We start from the raw sequence: 15,064 nt of genomic DNA on the forward strand, positions 1-15,064 counted from the left end.
TCAGCGAGCCAGGAGGTTACCCCCGGTGCCCACGAACTCAGAGCGGCGTGCCGCCGCCAAGCGCAATCTGGACCGACAGGTGCAGCAGCGTGCCGAGGCAGCCCGCAAGCAGCGCCGGTCACTGATGATCGTCGGCGCCGTGGCGGCGGTGTTGCTGATCGCCGGGGTGGTGTTCGTGGTGCTGCGCGACAACGATCCGGGCAATGTCAACGCGAGTGGTTCGTCGGGTTCGAACACATCGGAGTCCGCGGACTCCGCTGACGCTTCCGGGGCGCCCGCCGCCAGCGCCGGGCAGCTACCGAAGTTCACCGCATCGCCTCAGCTGGGCGCCGACTGCCAGTACCCGAAGGCGCGTCCGGCCACCAAGGCCGTCGAGCCGCCGCGGTCCGGCAAGGTCCCGACCGACCCGGCCGAGGTCAGCGTGTCGATGATGACCGACCAGGGCCCCATCGGTTTGATGCTCAACAACGGCCAATCCCCTTGCACCGTCAACAGCTTCATCAGCCTGGCGGCCAAGGACTTCTTCTCCGGTACCCAGTGCCACCGGCTGACCACATCGCCGATGCTCAGCGTGCTGCAATGCGGCGACCCCGCCGGCGACGGCACCGGCGGCCCGGGCTATGAGTTCGACAACGAGTACCCCACCGACCAGTACTCCTTGGGTGACCCCGCGGCCCAGCAGCCGGTCACCTACCCGCGCGGCACCGTGGCGATGGCCAACGCCGGGCCCGGGACCAACGGCAGCCAGTTCTTCCTGGTCTACAAGGATTCGATGCTGCCGCCGCAGTACACGGTGTTCGGCAAGATTCAGGACGACGGCCTGGCCACCCTGGACAAGATCGCCGCGGCGGGTGTGCAGGGCGGCGGCGACGACGGTTCGCCGGTCACCAAGGTGACCGTCAAGTCGGTGCGCGCCGACTAGCGGGAGCCGTCAGGCCGCCGACGTCACCCGGTAGACGTCGTAGACGCCCTCGACGTTGCGGACCACGTTGAGCAGGTGGCCAAGATGCTTCGGGTCGCCCATCTCGAAGGTGAACCGGCTGATCGCCACCCGGTCTCGTGAGGTCGTGACCGAGGCCGACAAGATGTTGACCTTCTCGTCGGCGAGCACCTTGGTGATGTCCGACAGCAGCCGGTGCCGATCCAGCGCCTCGACCTGAATGGCGACCAGGAACACCGATGACGGCGACGGCGCCCACTTGACCTCGATGATCCGCTCGTCCTGCTGGCGCAGCGCGTCGGCATTGGTGCAGTCGGTGCGGTGTACCGACACCCCGCCGCCACGGGTGACGAAACCCATGATCTCGTCGCCGGGCACCGGGGTGCAGCACTTGGCCAGTTTCGTCAACACCCCGGTGGCGCCGGGAACCGCGACGCCGACGTCGTCGGTGTGGCGTTCGCGACGCGGGATGGTCAGCGGCGTGGAGCGCTCGGCCAGGTCGTCCTCGGCCTGGTCCACCCCGCCGAGCTGGGCCACCAGCCGTTGCACGACGTGATGCGCCGAGATGTGGTTCTCGCCGACGGCGGTGTAGAGCGCGGAAACATCGGTGTAGTGCAGTTCGCGGGCCACCGCCGCCATCGACTCGCCGTTGACCAGTCGTTGCAGCGGCAATCCCGCCCGACGCACCTCGCGGGCCATCGCGTCCTTGCCGGACTCCAGGGCCTCCTCGCGGCGCTCCTTGGCGAACCACTGCCGGATCTTGGCCTTGGCTCGCGGCGACACCACGAACTGTTGCCAGTCCCGCGACGGCCCGGCGTTCTGCGCTTTCGAGGTGAAAACCTCGACCACTTCGCCGTTTTCGAGCTTGCGCTCCAGCGCCACCAGCCGGCCGTTGACCCGGGCGCCGATACATCGGTGTCCGACTTCGGTGTGCACGGCGTAGGCGAAGTCCACGGGTGTGGAACCGGTGGGCAGTGTGATCACGTCGCCCTTGGGCGTGAACACGAAGATCTCTTTGACGGCCAGGTCGTAGCGCAGCGACTCGAGGAATTCTCCCGGATCGGCGGCCTCCCGCTGCCAGTCCAACAGCTGGCGCATCCAGGCCATGTCGTCGATCTCGGCGGCGGTGTTGAGGTGCGGAACACCGTTGCGGCCCTTGGCTTCCTTGTAGCGCCAGTGCGCGGCGATGCCGTACTCCGCGGTGCGGTGCATCTCCCGGGTGCGAATCTGGATCTCCAGAGGTTTGCCCTCTGGGCCGATCACGGTGGTGTGCAGCGATTGGTAGACCCCGTAGCGGGGCTGAGCGATGTAGTCCTTGAACCTGCCGGCCATCGGCTGCCACAGCGAGTGCACGACACCGACCGCCGCGTAGCAGTCCCGGATCTCGTCGCAGAGGATCCGCAGTCCCACCAGGTCGTAGATATCGTCGAAGTCGCGACCACGCACGATCATCTTCTGATAGATCGACCAGTAGTGCTTGGGTCGGCCTTCGACGGTGGCGGTGATCTTCGACTTCGCGAGGGTGTTGACGATCTCGGCGCGCACCTTGGCCAGGTAGGTATCGCGGGACGGGGCGCGGTCGGCCACCAGCCGCACGATCTCCTCGTAGCGTTTGGGGTGCAGGATCGCGAACGACAGATCCTCAAGCTCCCACTTCACGGTGGCCATACCCAGCCGATGCGCCAGTGGCGCAATCACTTCCAGCGTCTCGCGTGCTTTGCGGGCTTGCTTTTCGGGCGCCAGGAAGCGGATGGTGCGCATGTTGTGCAACCGGTCGGCGACCTTGATCACCAGCACCCGGGGGTCGCGCGCCATCGCGATGACCATCTTGCGGATGGTCTCGGCCTCGGCCGCGGTGCCCAATACCACTTTGTCCAGCTTGGTCACCCCGTCGACCAGGTGGGCGACCTCGTCACCGAATTCGGCGGCCAGCGCGGTCAGGGTGTACCCGGTGTCCTCGACGGTGTCGTGCAACAGTGCGGCCACCAACGTGATGGTGTCCATGCCCAACTCGGCCAGGATGGTGGCAACAGCCACGGGGTGGGTGATGTAGGGATCCCCCGAATGGCGCAGCTGGGTGGCGTGGCGCTGCTCGGCTACCTCATAGGCGCGTTGCAGCAGCGCCAGATTGGCCTTCGGGTAGTACTGCCGGTGCACCGCCACCAGCGGCTCCAGCACCGGGCTCAATGCACCACGTTGGGCGGTGATGCGCCGGGCAATCCGGGCCCGGACCCGCCGCGACGCACTGGTCGGGACCTTCAGCAGATCGGTGCGCTCGGACGGCGAGTCCTGGGCGACCGCCTCCGACACCGCCACCGGCTGGCCGGCGTCAGTGCTGAACCGCTCGGGGCCTGAGCCCTGCTCTAAGCCTTGTTCAGGGCCCACTGTGCTCACCTCCGACCACGAGAATATCGACTAAATCAGGTGCAGGCTGTGCAGCTGCAACGGTGCCACGGCGGCACGTCCGCCCAGCCCCGCCAGCTCCAGCACCACCGCAGCCGCAACCACCTCGGCCCCTGCACCATCCAACAATCGCCGCGTTGCGGCCAGGGTACCGCCGGTGGCCAGCACGTCGTCGAGGATTACCACCCGGCGCCCGGCCAACTCGACTCCGTCGGCCGGAATCTCCAGCACCGCAGTTCCGTACTCGAGCTGATAGCGCTCCGAGAGCACCGGCGGCGGCAGCTTGCCGCCCTTGCGGACTGCCAGCGCGCCCACCCCGAGCCGGTCGGCGACCGCCCCGGCCAGCAGAAACCCACGTGCGTCGATGCCGGCCACCAGATCAGCACCAGCGGCGACGCGCGCTAGCGCCTCGGTGACCGCGGCCAGTCCGGCAGCATCGGCGAAGACCGGGGTCAGGTCTTTGAACGCGATTCCCGGGGTGGGAAAGTCCGCTACCTCGCGGGTCAGCGACGCGATGATCTCACCGGCGCCTGCCGCAGGCCCGGCTTGGTTCACTGTTGCAGCTCCCAGCGGTCCATGTTCCAGCCCGCGCCCCACCGGGTGGGGTTGGCAGCGACGCCGTATGTCTTCTTCGACGACAGCAGGGTGCGCTGCTGTCGGTACAGCGGCAGCGTCGGCATGTCGGCCCACAGCACCGGAGCGCTCTCGGCGAGCAACCGGACCATCTCCGCGGGGTCGGCGGTGACCGCCAGCGCGGACACCACGCCGTCGATCTGATCGTTGTGGTAGCCGGACAGGTTGTTTCCGTTACCGCTGAACAACTCGTAGGCGTCCACTACCGACGATCCGCTCGAGCCGCTGCCGGTGGATCCCCCGGTACTGGCGAGCAACACATCGATCTGCCCCTCCCGCAGTGCCAGGGGGCCGATGGCGTCGGTGGCCACCTCGGTGACAGTGATGCCGGCGGGCGCACACGAGCTGGTGATCGCCCCGATGACCGCGGCCAGCCGGGTGTTGGGGCCGCGGTAGCCGATGCGCACGGTCAGCGGCTTGCCGCCCAGCGCGTCGCGAGCCGCGTCGGGGTTCGCCCGGGCGAACGGTTCGGCTTCGGGCACATTCTCGGCCTGGTCGAACGCGTCGTCCATTGCGGTGTTGAGCCGGGAGTTGACCACCGGCACACCCGCGTCGCGGGCGATGACGTCACGCGGAGTGCATAAGGCCACCGCCCGCCGTGCCGGAGTCTCCGACAGCGGGCCGGTCGGCGCGAAGATCAGCTGCTCGATGCCGCCCGAGGGACTGTCGCTGCTCTGGTAGTCATCGGGGGTGATCAGTGACCCGGCGGATCCGGTCGCCACGTCGACGACTTCGATAACGCGTTTGTTGACCCGGTCGGCGATGTCGGCGGTCTGCGGCCACACCGTGATCCGCTTGGTGACCGGCTTGGCACCCCACCACAGGTCGTTGGCCACCAACACGACGGCGCCGCCTTCGAGCACCGAGTCGATCTTGTAGGGCCCGGACGACGGAAAATACCGCAGGTCAGCGCCGCGGTCGAGCTGCCAGGTGGTGTTCCAGGCCTGCGCGACCTTGCCGATCACCTCGTCGGCGGGCCCGAGTCTGCCCAGCACGGCGTCGGTGATGTTCACACCGAGCTTCTCGCTGATGACATGCGACGGCATCATCGAAGTCGCGGTGAACAATTCCTCGTAGTCGACGATGTTGCGGTCGCCGAAGAACGACACCCGGGCCTTCTTGGCGCCGGACTGGCACTCGATGTTCTCGATGTCGAGATAGCCGGCTCGGCTTGCGGCGTCGAAGCCGGGGAAGCGGCCGGACTGGGCCGCCCACGCCAGCACCAGGTCGTCACAGGTAATGGGCTTGCCGTCGGAGTACACCGCGGCGTCGGCGATCTGATAGTCCAGCACCAGCGGGGCGCGGCCCACCACCGAGATGCTGCCGAAGTCGTGATCGGTGACGATCTGGCCGTCCGGCCCGTGGTAGCCGAAGCCGATCAGGGTCCGCGAGAACGCCTGGGGTCCGGCCGACGCCGCACCGGCCACGGTGGTGCTGTTGTAGGTGATCAGACCGCCGTCGACGGCGTAGTCGATCTGATCGACGGTGGCACTGGTGCACGCCGGCACCGACCAGACGCCGAGGCTGGTGGCGATCGCCACCAGCCACGTCGCAGCGTGCCGCCAGCGGGCCGCCATCGTCGGTTACCGACCAGTGCCCGGCTTGCCGGTCGGACCCTGGCTGCGCCGGCTGGTGGGGCGGACCGGCTTTGCGCCGGGCGTCGGAGTGCCCGGCGCCGTGGCCACCGTGGCCTCGTCTGCGTCGGCAACGGTGTCGTCGGCGTCACCCGAGTCCTCGGTACCGGCCGCTGCCGGCTTGGAACCGGTCGTGGCGTTGCGCCGCCGCATCACCCGGCGGGTGTGGTTCTGCACCAGTTGGGTGCGTTCCCGCAGCGTGACCAGCAGCGGTGTGGCCAGGTAGATCGACGAATAGGTGCCGACGACAACACCGACCAACTGCACCAGCGCAAGGTCCTGCAGCGTTCCCACACCCAGCAGCCACACCGCGACCACCATCAGCGAGATGATCGGCAATGCCGAGATCAGGCTGGTGTTGATCGATCGCATGAAGGTCTGGTTGATGGCCAGGTTGGCCTGCTCGGCGTAGGTGTAGCGGGTTTTGTGTTCGAAGCCGCTGGTGTTCTCCTCGACCTTGTCGAACACGATGACCGTGTCGTAGATGGAGAACCCGAGAATGGTCAACAGGCCGATGACAGTGGCCGGTGTGACCTCGAATCCGACCAGCGAATACACCCCGGCTGTCACGAGGATGTCGAAGACCATCGAGATCATCGCCGAGATGGTCATGAACCACTCGTAGCGCACCGTGATGTACAGCGACGCCAACAGCAGGAACACCACTAGGGCGATGACGGCCTTTTTGGTGATCTGCCCGCCCCAGGTCTCCGACACCGCGGAGTCACTGATCGCCTGCTTGCTCGCCTCACCGTTGGGCCCGACCGGCTGGAAGGCGTCGAACAGGTCGTCGCGCAGCTTCTCGGTCTGCTCGTTGGTGAGCGTCTCGGCGCGAATCTGCACCGTCGCCGAGTTGCCGTTGCCGACCACGACCACCGATTCCGGACTACTGCCGACGCTCTTGCGGAACACCTCTTCGACCTGCGTGACGCTGGTGTCGCCGCGCGGAAACGACACCTTCGTGCCGCCGGCAAAGTCGATACCGAAGGTGAAGCCTCGAACCAGGATGCTGACGATCGCGATCGCGACCATGGCGCCGCTGATCGCGTACCACATCCGCCGCTTACCAATGACCTCAAACGCGCCGGTACCGGTGTAGAGCCGCGACAGGAAACCGTGCTTCGGCGCCTTGGTGGTTCCAGCGGTCTTGCGAGGCTTCGCCTGCGCGGCAGCCCGGCTCTTGGTGCCCTCGACGGCTGCCGTGTCGTTCTTCGCGGACTTCGTCGCGCGCTTCGTGCCGCTACTGGTGCTCGGTTTGGCCATCTGGCTATCCCTGTTCCGTCGACTGGGCGGTTACCCGCGTGCGCGCTTTGGCTCCGGACTTGCCGCCGGTCGCGCCTCCTGATTTGGCGACCGCCCGCCGCTCCCGTGCGACCTGCTGAACCGCGCCGAGGCCGTTGTAGGACGGCTTGGCCAGCGTCGGCGACTTGGATGCCAGGTAGACCAGTGGCCAGGTCACCAGGAACACCACCACCAGGTCGAGGATCGTGGTCAGCCCCAGGGTGAACGCGAAGCCCTTCACCTGGCCGACCGCCAGGAAGTAGAGCACCGCCGCGGCAAGGAAGGTGACCGCGTTGCCGGACACGATCGTCTTGCGTGCGCGTGTCCAACCGCGTGGCACCGCCGAGCGGAACGATCGGCCCTCGCGGATCTCGTCCTTGATGCGTTCGAAGAACACCACGAAAGAGTCTGCGGTGGTGCCGATACCGATGATCAGACCGGCGATACCGGCTAGGTCGAGCGTGTAGTTGATGTAGCGGCCCAGCAATATCAGGATCGCGTACACCATGGCTCCGGCCACCACCAGCGACAGCGCGGTCAGCACGCCGAGTACGCGGTAGTAGAGCAGCGAGTAGATCAGCACCAGGGCCAGACCGATCGCACCGGCGATCAGGCCCGCCTTCAGCGAGGTCATTCCCAGTGTGGCCGAGACGGTTTCGGCTTCCGAGGCCTCAAACGACAGCGGCAGCGACCCGTACTTCAAGACGTTGGCCAGCTGACGGGCGCCGTCCTGGGTGAAACCCGGTGAGCCGCCCGTGATCTGGGTGCGGCCACCCGGGATGGCCTCTTGGATCTGCGGCGCGCTGACCACCTGCGAGTCCAGTGTGAATGCCGTCTGGGTGCCGATGTGGGCCGCGGTGAAGTCGGCCCAGGTGTCGGCCGCGGCACTCTTGAACTGCACCTGGACGATGTTCGCGCCGCTGCGCTGATCCATGCCGGAGCTGGCGTCGGCGATCTGGTCGCCGCTGATGATCGACGGCGCCAGCAGGTATGCGGTCTGGTGGTCCTGCGAACAGGTCACCAACGGCAAGTCCGGGTCGTCGTTGCCGGCCAGGATGTCTTCCTTGTCGCACCGGCCGGCCTGGATCTGCAGGGCCAAGGCCTGCACGACCTTGTTGTCGCTCTGCCGTAACCGCTTCTCGGCGGCGATACGGGCCGCCAGTCCCTGGGCCTGATCACCCTGACCGGGCAGACCCGGCATACCGGGCAGCCCGGGAAGCCCCGGCAAGGCGGGCATTTGCGCACCGGGGACCGCCGGCGCCTCAGCCGGCGAACCCGGTACCGTGGGCGCCGGAACGGCAGAGGTGCTGGGAATGGCTGTCTCGCTGGTGTTTTCGGAGCCGGGGCTCGAAGACGTGGTCCCCGGTGTCGGGGTCGGCTCCTGCGGGAAAGGACGCGGCTGGGCCGGCGGCGTCAGCGGCTGCTGCGGAAGCGACGCACCGTTCCCGCCGAACGAGCCTTGCCCGCCCGCGCCGAAGCCCGGAGGCAGACCGGGAGCACCACCACCGGCGCCCGGAGGCAGACCGGGAACGCCACCGCCGCCGAGACCCGGAGGCAGACCGGGAACACCGCCGCCACCGAGACCCGGAGGCAGACCGGGAGCGCCACCACCGGCGCCGGGAGGCAAGCCGGGGACGCCGGGCATGCCGCCACCGCCGAGGCCGGGCATCCGGCCGGCTGCCTGAGCTTCCTGCACCGAAACACCGTTGATCACCGGCCGGATGTAGAGCCGGGCCGTCTGGCCGAGGGTGCGGGCCTCGTTGCCGTCGCTGCCCGGCACCGTGATGACCAGGTTGTTGCCGTCGATGATGACCTCAGAGCCCGACACACCGAGTCCGTTGACCCGGGCACTGATGATCTGTTGCGCCTGGTTGAGCGCGTCACGGGTCGGCGTGGAGCCGTCCGGGGTGCGCGCGGTGAGCGTCACGCGAGTGCCGCCCTGCAGGTCGATACCGAGTTTGGGTTCGGCGAGCTTGTTTCCTGTCAGGAATACCAGCAGGTAGACACCGATGAGCAATGCCAGGAACACCGCCAGGTTGCGGGCAGGGTGCACCGGCGCCGAAGGCGATGCCACGTTGTTGAGTCTCCTTCGCTCATTGCGCAATGCGCTCTCGTGATCGTCGGGGCCGGCCCATGCTCGGGCCGCCCGCAGCGATCAGTACCACTGCACCCGCAAAAGGGTACGTGCCCGGCTGGCCGCGATGATCGTTGGGCGGACGTTCCGCGCGTCGGGCGTGTCAGCCGGCCAGCCCGATGGCGGCGACCTGCCACACCCGAGCGGCGGCGAGCTGTTAGGCGCCCTCGACGGCCTCTTCGACTGCGGCCTCGGCCGTCAACTCCTCCGGCTCGATCTTGTCGCGCACGGCCAGCTTCATCCAGGTGGTCACCACACCCGGTGCGATCTCCAGGTCGACGTCGTCGTCGGTGATGCGGGTGATGGTGCCCTGCAGTCCCGACGTCGTGTGCACCCGGTCGCCCACCTGCAGCGATTCGTGCAGGTCGATGGTGGCCTGCATCGCGCGCTTCTGCCGCCGCGAGGCGAAGAACATGAAGGCGCCCATGACGAGGAGCAGCGGCAGGAAGGCAACCATGTTTTCCATGACGACAACCGATCTTTCGACTTGTTCGAATGATTCTTTGGCACCGGACCACCTGAGGCGTGGCGGGCCACTGTGATGACAACAGTGTGCCACTGTGTCCGGCGACTGCGCGTCGGTACCGCCGTCCACCCCCTAGGCTGTCGGTGACAGGGGGGTCAGGATTCTTGACGGAAGGTTGGCCGATGAAGAACTTTGCGTGTGGTCTGGCGACCGCAGTTGCCCTGGCAGCGGCTCCCCTGGCGCTGGCAGCGATCGCCATGCCCGCCATCGGATCGGCAGAGCCGCTGGCCTGCCCGGGCGGTCAGTACTGGGAGCCCAGCACCAACACCTGCATGCCGCTCGGACAGGGACCGACCCCGCTGGCCTGTCCGGGCGGTCAGTACTGGGAGCCCAGCACCAACACCTGCATGCCGCTCGGACAGGGACCGACCCCGCTGGACTGCCCGCCCGGCGAATATTGGCAGCCCTTCGGCAACGCCTGCCGGCCACTCGGCCAGATCTGAGCCGCCGAAAGCACCGCTAAGGAGACCCGCCCCATGTCAGTGCCGCCACTGCTGCAGAGCCGTCACCTGGCCACCGAGATCCCCGGGCCCGGCTCGACGCAGCTGGCGCGCCGCCGAGCGATGGCCGTGCCACGCGGGGTGGGCAGCACGCTGCCGGTGTACGCGCTGCGGGCCGGCGGCGGCATCGTGGAGGACGTCGACGGCAACCGGCTGATCGACCTGGGCTCGGGGATCGCGGTGACCACGGTGGGCAACGCCGCGCCCCGCGTGGTGGAAGCGGTGCAGCAGCAGGTCGCCGAGTTCACCCACACCTGTTTCATGGTGACGCCCTACGAGGGATATGTGGCCGTCGCCGAAGCCCTGAACCGGATCACTCCGGGCGAGTTCGAGAAGCGTTCCGTACTGCTCAACTCCGGCGCCGAAGCGTTGGAGAACGCCGTCAAGATCGCCCGGTCCTACACCGGCAAGACCGCGGTGGCGGCGTTCGACCACGGCTACCACGGCCGCACCAACCTCACGATGGCGCTCACCGCCAAGTCGATGCCCTACAAGAGCGGATTCGGTCCGTTCGCACCCGACATCTACCGCGCGCCGGCGTCCTATCCCTACCGTGACGGGCTGATCGACAAAGAGCTGGGCAGCGACGGGGAACGGGCCGCCGAGCGGGCCATCGGCGTCCTGGAGAACCAGATCGGCGCCCACAATCTGGCTGCGCTGGTCATCGAACCGATCCAAGGCGAGGGCGGCTTCATCGTCCCGGCGCCGGGTTTCCTGCCGGCGCTGCTGGCCTGGTGCCGCGACAACGACGTGGTGTTCATCGCCGACGAGGTGCAGACGGGGTTCGCCCGCACCGGGGCGATGTTCGCCTGTGATCGTGAAGGCCCGACAGGGCTGGCGCCGGATCTGATCTGTACCGCCAAAGGAATCGGCGGGGGCCTGCCGTTGGCGGCCGTCAGCGGGCGTGCCGACATCATGGACGCCCCGCACGTGAGCGGGCTGGGCGGCACCTTCGGCGGCAACCCGGTGGCCTGTGCGGCAGCGCTGGGAGCGTTGGCCGCTGTCGAGGCGGACGACCTGGTGGGCCGGGCAAGGCAGATGGAGCGGCTGATCTTTGAACGGCTGGGCCGCTTGCAGGCCGACGACGACCGGATCGGCGATGTCCGCGGCCGCGGCGCCATGATCGCCGTCGAGTTGGTGCAGCCGGACACAAACGCACCGGACCCGGCGCTGACCGCCGCCCTGGCGGCGGCGTGTCATCGGGCGGGCGTGATCGTGTTGACCTGTGGAACCTTCGGCAATGTGGTGCGACTGTTGCCACCGTTGACCATCAGCGACGCATTGTTGTCGGAGGGTTTGGACGTGCTGGCCGGCGAGCTGGCCAAGCTCTAGCCCGACCTACTCGAACAACCCCTGTTGCCCGAGTCCCCCCGCGCCTGCCGGGGGCACCATGCCCAGGTGCGTCCACGCTGCGGGAGTCGCGACGCGGCCCCGCGGGGTGCGCGCGACCATCCCGGCGCGTACCAGGAACGGCTCGCAGACCTCTTCGACGGTGGTAGCTTCCTCCCCCACCGCAACGGCCAGGGTGGAGACCCCGACCGGCCCGCCGCCGAAGCTTCGGGTCAACGCCGTGAGCACTGCGCGGTCCAGCCGGTCCAGACCCAGCTCGTCGACGTCGTAGACCGCCAGCGCGGCTTTGGCGACGTCGCGGGTGATCACCCCGTCGGCACGCACTTCGGCGTAGTCCCGCACCCGGCGCAACAGCCGGTTGGCGATCCGCGGCGTGCCGCGGGAGCGCCGCGCGACCTCTGCCGCCGCTTCGGCGCCCAGTTCGATCCCGAGGATCTTCGCTGAGCGCGCCAACACCCGCTGCAGTTCGGCCGGTTCGTAGAAATCCATGTGGGCGGTGAACCCGAACCGGTCCCGCAGCGGCCCGGTCAGCGCACCTGATCGAGTCGTCGCCCCGACCAGAGTGAAGGGGGCCACCTCCAGGGGAATCGAGGTGGCCCCGGGGCCCTTTCCGACGACGACGTCAACGCGGAAGTCCTCCATCGCCAGGTAGAGCATTTCCTCGGCGGGCCGGGCGATGCGGTGGATCTCATCGATGAACAGCACGTCATGCTCGACCAGATTCGACAGCATCGCGGCCAGATCACCGGCGCGTTCCAGCGCCGGCCCGGAGGTCAACCGCAGCGAGCTGCCCAATTCGCTGGCGATGATCATCGCCAGCGATGTCTTGCCGAGCCCCGGCGGGCCGGACAGCAGGATGTGATCGGGGGTGCCGCCGCGGTTTTTGGCGCCCTCGAGCACCAGTTGCAGTTGCTCGCGTACCCGGGGTTGGCCGATGAACTCGGCCAGGCTGCGCGGACGCAGTCCGGCGTCGATGTCGCCCTCACCGACGGTCAGTGCCGGAGACACCTCACGGGCTTCGGGATCGGCGGGCTCACCGGATTGGCTCACTTGGTCTTCCCCAGCCGGCTCAGCGCGGTGCGCAGCACCTCGGAAGTGGTTGCGTCGGGAGCATCGGCCAGTACCTTATCGGTGGTCTCTTCGGCCTGCTTGGCGGCGAAGCCGAGCCCGATCAGGGCTTCGATCACCGGAGCACGCACCGCATGACCGCTGAACGGCGCGCCGTCGGACGCGGCCACCGCACCCATCTTGTCGCGCAGCTCCAGCACCAACCGCTCGGCACCGCGCTTGCCGATTCCGGGCACCCGGGTCAATGCGGTGACGTCGGAGTCGGCGAGCGCCCGACGCAAGGTGGTCGCGTCATAGACGGCCAGGGTGGCCAGGGCGATCTTGGGTCCGATACCCGAGACCCCGATCAGTGTGAGGAACAGGTCGCGTGCCTCGCTGTCCGGGAATCCGTAGAGCGTCATCGAGTCTTCGCGCACGATCATCGCGGTGATCAGCCGGGATTCGCTACCGCGGCGCAGCGTCGACAAGGTCGCCGGCGTGGCCATCAGCTTGTAGCCGACGCCGGCCGCCTCGACCACGGCATGGTCCAGCGCGATGTCGATGACTTCGCCACGTACCGACGCGATCATGCCCGGGCCGCCTTGAGCTTGGCGGTGTACTTACGCCGCTGCTCGGCGGCCAGTGCCTCGGCGGCAGCCATCCGGGCGATCATCGGGGCCCGCCAGCAATGACAGATCGCCAGCGCCAGCGCATCGGCGGCGTCCGCGGGTGTCGGCTTTTGCTGCAGCCCGAGGATTCGGGTGATCATCGTCGTCACCTGCGCCTTGTCGGCCGAACCATTGCCGGTCACCGCGGCTTTGACCTCGCTGGGGGTGTGGAAGTGCACGGCGATGCCGCGCCGGGCAGCCTGCAGCGCGATCACTCCGCCGGCCTGCGCGGTGCCCATCACGGTGGAGACGTTCTGCTGGGAGAACACCCGCTCGATCGCGATGACGTCGGGACGATGGGTGTCGAGCCAGTGCTCGGCGGTGTTACTGATGGTCAGCAGCCGCTCCGGCAGCGGCTGATCGGCCGGGGTGCGCACCACGTCGACATCCAAAGCGGTGACCTGACGCCCCTGCCCGCTTTCGACCACTGACAGCCCACACCGCGTCAGCCCAGGGTCGACGCCCATCACCCGCATCGGATTCCTCTCCAGTACCGAACAACTGTTCGACAGTCTAGTGGGGTCCGACGACACCACTGGGGCGCGACACGCGGCGTCCACACGCTCTCCCCGGCCCGGTCATCAGGCGGTGGCGATACGGCCACTGCGCGCCGCAGCCCGCAGCGCCTCGTAGTCGCGGTCGTTCTGTTCGGCATACGCCATGGCGAACCGGGTCAGCGCGCGGTCGGCGTTATCCCCCTTGCCGAGATAAGCCGCGATCGCGACCCGGTCGCCGGAGCGGCTGTGCGCCCGGGCAAGTGCGTGCCCGCATGCCTGTACGTAGGCGGAAAGCACCTTCGGCCGCATCGTCTCGACGTCGGCGGATCCCTTCATGTCCCACAGCTGGCGTACGTAGTAGTCGCCATGGTGGCCGTCGGGGCCGATGGCGTGCAGCCAGCCCAGCAGGACGTCGCTGGTGGCCTGCATCAGCCGCTGCCCCGCGACGACCCGCTCCCCAGCGTTGGCGTATCGGCTGCGCTTGAGGTGGGGTTCCAACACCGAGGGGCGAGCCTCCTTGACCTGCATGAGCAACGGGTCTCCGCTGCCGACACCCTCAAACAGCACGATCCAGGTTCGGGTTCCGACGCTGCCGACACCGACCACCTTGCGGGCCACTTCCACGTAGCGGTAGCGCCGTGCGAGCACCCTCCGGTCGTCGGGAAGGCTGGAAACGTAGTCCTTGATCAGCTTCCGCATGTACTTGTTGTAGAGCTGTGCCACAACGTCGCTGACCAAGTCACCGGCCGGCACGATCAGGGGCGGATCGCTGATCAGTCGCAGGCGCCCGTCTTGCGACCGGGTGAGTTTGTCGACGGCCTGCTGCCGGCCGCGGGACAGCGCACCGACCGCGGTACGCCGGATGGCCTTGGCGTAGACCGGTTCTACGGCGGCCAGTAGGTCGGAATCGATGACCGACTGCGCGTACCACACGTCGAGCTCGCCGAGGCCGGCCAGTTCACGCATCTGATTGCGGTAAGCCTCGGCGCAGGCCGATACCACCGATTCCTGCTGGGCGGGGCTGAATCCCCTGCTGCGGCAGAGGACTGCGGCACTGGCCACCAACCGTTTGACGTCCCACTCCCACGGTCCGGGCAGCGTCTCGTCGAAATCATTGAGGTCGAACATCAGCTGCCGCTCCGGGGAGGCGAACATCCCGAAGTTCGACAGGTGCGCGTCCCCGCACAGCTGTGCCGGTAGTCCGGTGTGCGGGCCGGCGGCGAGATCGGAGGCCATGATCACCGCCGAGCCCCTGAAAAACGCATACGGCGACGCCAACATGCGGGCGTAGCGGATCGGTACCAGCTCCAGAACCCGGGACTTGGATTGAGATTCCAGCAGTGCTACCGGGTCCGCGCGTCTCGACGACGGTTCGTAGTCCCCGAGCGCGGATCGCGGAAGCACCTTCCGCTGGGACCTGCCGTACTCCTGGCGTTCCCTCCCCGACACGG

13 protein-coding genes are annotated in these 15,064 nt (G+C 67.9%); 3 read left to right on the plus strand and 10 right to left on the minus strand.

The features are described from left to right. The first annotated feature begins 25 nt into the window (after positions 1-25). A complete protein-coding gene (locus MJO54_RS13190) occupies positions 26-922 on the plus strand; it encodes a peptidylprolyl isomerase (RefSeq protein ID WP_046285533.1) in 897 nt (298 codons plus the stop codon). 9 nt (positions 923-931) lie between these two features. Here MJO54_RS13190 and MJO54_RS13195 read toward each other — a convergent pair whose 3' ends face one another. From MJO54_RS13195 to yajC, 6 genes are all read right to left on the minus strand, one after another. Further along, positions 932-3,256 (minus strand): RelA/SpoT family protein, encoded by a 2,325-nt coding sequence (locus MJO54_RS13195; RefSeq protein ID WP_046285540.1) that lies wholly within the window; start codon positions 3,254-3,256, stop codon positions 932-934. Between the two features lie 99 nt (positions 3,257-3,355). Next, positions 3,356-3,898 (minus strand): adenine phosphoribosyltransferase, encoded by a 543-nt coding sequence (locus MJO54_RS13200; protein ID WP_046285534.1) that lies wholly within the window; start codon positions 3,896-3,898, stop codon positions 3,356-3,358. Then, on the minus strand, positions 3,895-5,553 hold the full coding sequence (locus MJO54_RS13205) for an ABC transporter substrate-binding protein (RefSeq protein WP_046285535.1): 1,659 nt from the start codon (positions 5,551-5,553) through the stop codon (positions 3,895-3,897). Before MJO54_RS13205 ends, MJO54_RS13200 begins: the two co-directional genes overlap by 4 nt. Positions 5,554-5,559: 6 nt before the next feature. Beyond that, complete coding sequence (gene secF, locus MJO54_RS13210) at positions 5,560-6,873, minus strand: protein translocase subunit SecF (RefSeq protein WP_064888385.1); 1,314 nt, start codon at positions 6,871-6,873, stop codon at positions 5,560-5,562. Positions 6,874-6,877: 4 nt separating this feature from the next. After that, positions 6,878-8,965, minus strand: a complete 2,088-nt coding sequence (secD, locus tag MJO54_RS13215; protein WP_064888384.1) for a protein translocase subunit SecD — start codon at positions 8,963-8,965, stop codon at positions 6,878-6,880. Positions 8,966-9,182: 217 nt separating this feature from the next. Then, positions 9,183-9,491, minus strand: coding sequence for a preprotein translocase subunit YajC (gene yajC / locus MJO54_RS13220; RefSeq protein ID WP_046286547.1), 309 nt, complete (start codon positions 9,489-9,491; stop codon positions 9,183-9,185). Between the two features lie 182 nt (positions 9,492-9,673). On the opposite strand from yajC, the gene MJO54_RS13225 reads away from it, so the two are divergent. Together MJO54_RS13225 and gabT are read left to right on the plus strand one after the other, a co-directional pair. Then, a complete protein-coding gene (locus tag MJO54_RS13225; protein WP_046286548.1) occupies positions 9,674-9,994 on the plus strand; it encodes a hypothetical protein in 321 nt (106 codons plus the stop codon). Between the two features lie 39 nt (positions 9,995-10,033). Next, positions 10,034-11,383 carry a 4-aminobutyrate--2-oxoglutarate transaminase gene (gabT, locus tag MJO54_RS13230; protein ID WP_105294364.1) on the plus strand — a complete coding sequence of 450 codons (1,350 nt, stop codon included), beginning with the start codon at positions 10,034-10,036 and terminating at the stop codon, positions 11,381-11,383. Positions 11,384-11,389: 6 nt separating this feature from the next. On the opposite strand, the gene ruvB is transcribed toward gabT, so the two are convergent. From ruvB to MJO54_RS13250, 4 genes are all read right to left on the minus strand, one after another. Then, a complete protein-coding gene (ruvB, locus tag MJO54_RS13235) occupies positions 11,390-12,451 on the minus strand; it encodes a Holliday junction branch migration DNA helicase RuvB (protein ID WP_046286550.1) in 1,062 nt (353 codons plus the stop codon). Then, positions 12,448-13,038 (minus strand): Holliday junction branch migration protein RuvA, encoded by a 591-nt coding sequence (gene ruvA / locus MJO54_RS13240; RefSeq protein WP_046286551.1) that lies wholly within the window; start codon positions 13,036-13,038, stop codon positions 12,448-12,450. Before ruvA ends, ruvB begins: the two co-directional genes overlap by 4 nt. Then, positions 13,035-13,592 (minus strand): crossover junction endodeoxyribonuclease RuvC, encoded by a 558-nt coding sequence (ruvC, locus tag MJO54_RS13245; RefSeq protein WP_105294360.1) that lies wholly within the window; start codon positions 13,590-13,592, stop codon positions 13,035-13,037. Before ruvC ends, ruvA begins: the two co-directional genes overlap by 4 nt. Positions 13,593-13,697: 105 nt before the next feature. Next, on the minus strand, positions 13,698-15,062 hold the full coding sequence (locus tag MJO54_RS13250) for a DUF2252 domain-containing protein (RefSeq protein ID WP_105294361.1): 1,365 nt from the start codon (positions 15,060-15,062) through the stop codon (positions 13,698-13,700). Between the last annotated feature and the right edge of the window lie 2 nt (positions 15,063-15,064).

It is taken from the genome of Mycolicibacter virginiensis (genome assembly GCF_022374935.2).
Lineage (GTDB): Bacteria > Actinomycetota > Actinomycetes > Mycobacteriales > Mycobacteriaceae > Mycobacterium > Mycobacterium virginiense.

What these genes read in the sequence shown, in the direction of transcription:
- MJO54_RS13205 (WP_046285535.1), bottom strand. Translation starts at nt 5,553, where the DNA reads ATGGCGGCCCGCTGGCGGCACGCTGCGACGTGGCTGGTGGCGATCGCC.
- secF (WP_064888385.1), bottom strand. Translation starts at nt 6,873, where the DNA reads ATGGCCAAACCGAGCACCAGTAGCGGCACGAAGCGCGCGACGAAGTCC.
- yajC (WP_046286547.1), bottom strand. Translation starts at nt 9,491, where the DNA reads ATGGAAAACATGGTTGCCTTCCTGCCGCTGCTCCTCGTCATGGGCGCC.
- MJO54_RS13225 (WP_046286548.1), top strand. Translation starts at nt 9,674, where the DNA reads ATGAAGAACTTTGCGTGTGGTCTGGCGACCGCAGTTGCCCTGGCAGCG.
- ruvA (WP_046286551.1), bottom strand. Translation starts at nt 13,038, where the DNA reads ATGATCGCGTCGGTACGTGGCGAAGTCATCGACATCGCGCTGGACCAT.
- ruvC (WP_105294360.1), bottom strand. Translation starts at nt 13,592, where the DNA reads ATGCGGGTGATGGGCGTCGACCCTGGGCTGACGCGGTGTGGGCTGTCA.